Origin of the sequence: 'Chrysanthemum coronarium' phytoplasma (assembly GCF_000744065.1) — a bacterium.
Lineage (GTDB): Bacteria > Bacillota_I > Bacilli_A > Acholeplasmatales > Acholeplasmataceae > Phytoplasma > Phytoplasma asteris.
In genome coordinates this window covers 1-1933 of sequence record NZ_BBIY01000087.1, presented here as the reverse complement: position 1 = coordinate 1933, position 1933 = coordinate 1, and the positions used below count along the sequence as shown (strand labels likewise).

Genomic DNA, 1933 nt, shown 5'->3' with positions numbered 1-1933 from the left:
ATAACAACTAATACTTATTTTTAAAAAGATTAATGCAAAAAGGAAAAGAAAAAGCCAATACTTATAAAAGATAATATAATTAGTATTTTTAGTAATAGTTTTTTTGGCAATAAGGTAATTATCCATATCAAATTAACCTCCTTTTTAAAATATTTTCTTCAAGTTATGTTAGAGTATAAATTATAAATATTATACCATAATAATTGATTTTAAAAGCAATATTTTTTTAATTATATTTTGTTTTTTTTGTACGTCTTCGTCAATAAGTGGTCCTCGTGTTCCTAAATGATTATTTCTTTCTTAGTTATATAAAGAATTATTTATTTTTTCCAATGCCTCTTTAGCTTCTTGGCTTAAATTATTATTGTTTAAATAATCTTGTCTATGACCAAAATATTCACCACAAGCTTCTTCTAAATCAGAAATTAAAATTTCTGAATGTCCATGGAAACCTGCTTTATTAGCAGCATTAGTAATTAAGTTTTCTAATTTTCTTCCTGATAAAAGGTCAAAGAAATGTTTTTTAATACCTTCTAAAACTTCTATATCATATTTAGGTTTGCCATTTTGGTCAGTTGGAGGAAGATATTGGGCGCCTGCTTTTTTCATTTTTTCAAGCCTTTCATTTCTATCAACTACATTATTAACAGGGTCTAAGTTGCCATAAAATATTCTATGGCTCCAATTTTTATGCTACCTCTAAAACTTTTTTTAGCAACGGCAGGAATAACATAACCATGTTCTATGGCTTCTGCAAACATTTCTGGATGGTCTAGGGAATAGTTGAAATTATCAGCAATAACTTTTAGATAATCATAAGTGTTTTGATTAATTTTGTAAAGTTTTGCCATAAGACGTAAGAATCCAATTCTTCTATCAGATTCGATGTTTCCGATGTATACAGGTTCTAGACGAGAAACGATGGCAGAATCTATTTTTCCTAAGTGATTAGTTGCAACCACAAAACAAATTGGTTTGTCAGGATCTGTTTTTACACCATCTAATTCAGCTGAGATTAAAGCGGTTTTTTAGCATCACCTGGTTCTAAAAAGTCTTTAGAATCTCTGGCTTTAATAGTTTCTTCGGCTTCATCTGCAAAGACAATTGAAGAACTATTTTTTCTTGCTTTGGCAAAGATTTTTTCTATTTCTTCCAAAGTGTGAGTAGGCTTTCCTTTTTTTCCTAAATTATATTTATGTTTAGTTATTAGGTCAAAAAGGTCCCCTATTTCTTTTAATTTTTGAATGGGTTCTTCTAATCCGAAAATACAACTATAAGGTTTAAAATTTTCAAAATTAAATTCTGGAGGAGTAAGCACATCTAATAAACCAGATAAAGAATCGGAATTCATAGCAGAAAAATTGGATGAATTATTTTGGGATTGGTCGTCGTCTTCATTGGGGGTTTTTAGGTTTTTTAGGTTTTTTTCTTGTCTGGTTTGGGATTTCCTGGAAAATTAGAATCTGGAAAAGGTCCGTTTACAAATTGATTTTCATGATCATTTTTAGTATGATTTAAAACCAAAGCAAACACTAAAGAAAAAAGGTTACTAAAGTTAGAATAATTAAACTTAAAGTAATAGATTTGTTTTTTAGTTGCATTTATTTATACCTTTCTTAATTTAGGATTTCTAATAAATTCTATTTTGAAATATTGCAGGAAGTGTATCTTTTCTTATGTCGTTTGCGTATGTAAAAAGAGATTTAACTGTTGTATCAATGTTTGTGTTTAACTCTCGCAAATGTTTTTTCTAATTCAGAAACTTTATGGGAAAGAGTTATTTAATTGATTTTGGTTTTAGTATTAAGATATAGATCTAAAATATTTGCAAAAGCTCTTAGATACCCTCTTCCTTGTTGTAATTGTTCATAGCTATATGTAGGTTGTCCTGTTAATACATATTTTCCTGTCGTGCCATCTACTTCTGCTTTGT

General features: G+C 28.6%; 3 protein-coding genes. All 3 read right to left on the bottom strand.

Annotated features, from left to right (window positions below):
* Positions 1 to 300 precede the first annotated feature (300 nt).
* From OYV_RS03665 to OYV_RS03655, 3 genes are read right to left on the bottom strand one after another with little or no spacing between them, the layout of a single operon-like run.
* On the bottom strand, positions 301 to 609 hold the full coding sequence (locus tag OYV_RS03665) for a hypothetical protein (RefSeq protein ID WP_042068345.1): 309 nt from the start codon (positions 607 to 609) through the stop codon (positions 301 to 303).
* A gap of 44 nt (positions 610 to 653) precedes the next feature.
* On the bottom strand, positions 654 to 962 hold the full coding sequence (locus OYV_RS03660) for a hypothetical protein (RefSeq protein ID WP_042068344.1): 309 nt from the start codon (positions 960 to 962) through the stop codon (positions 654 to 656).
* A gap of 53 nt (positions 963 to 1015) precedes the next feature.
* Positions 1016 to 1351: a hypothetical protein gene (locus OYV_RS03655; protein WP_042068343.1), complete on the bottom strand. Its 336-nt coding sequence runs from the start codon at positions 1349 to 1351 to the stop codon at positions 1016 to 1018.
* Between the last annotated feature and the right edge of the window lie 582 nt (positions 1352 to 1933).

What these genes read in the sequence shown, in the direction of transcription:
- OYV_RS03655 (WP_042068343.1), bottom strand. Translation starts at nt 1,351, where the DNA reads ATGAATTCCGATTCTTTATCTGGTTTATTAGATGTGCTTACTCCTCCA.
- OYV_RS03665 (WP_042068345.1), bottom strand. Translation starts at nt 609, where the DNA reads ATGAAAAAAGCAGGCGCCCAATATCTTCCTCCAACTGACCAAAATGGC.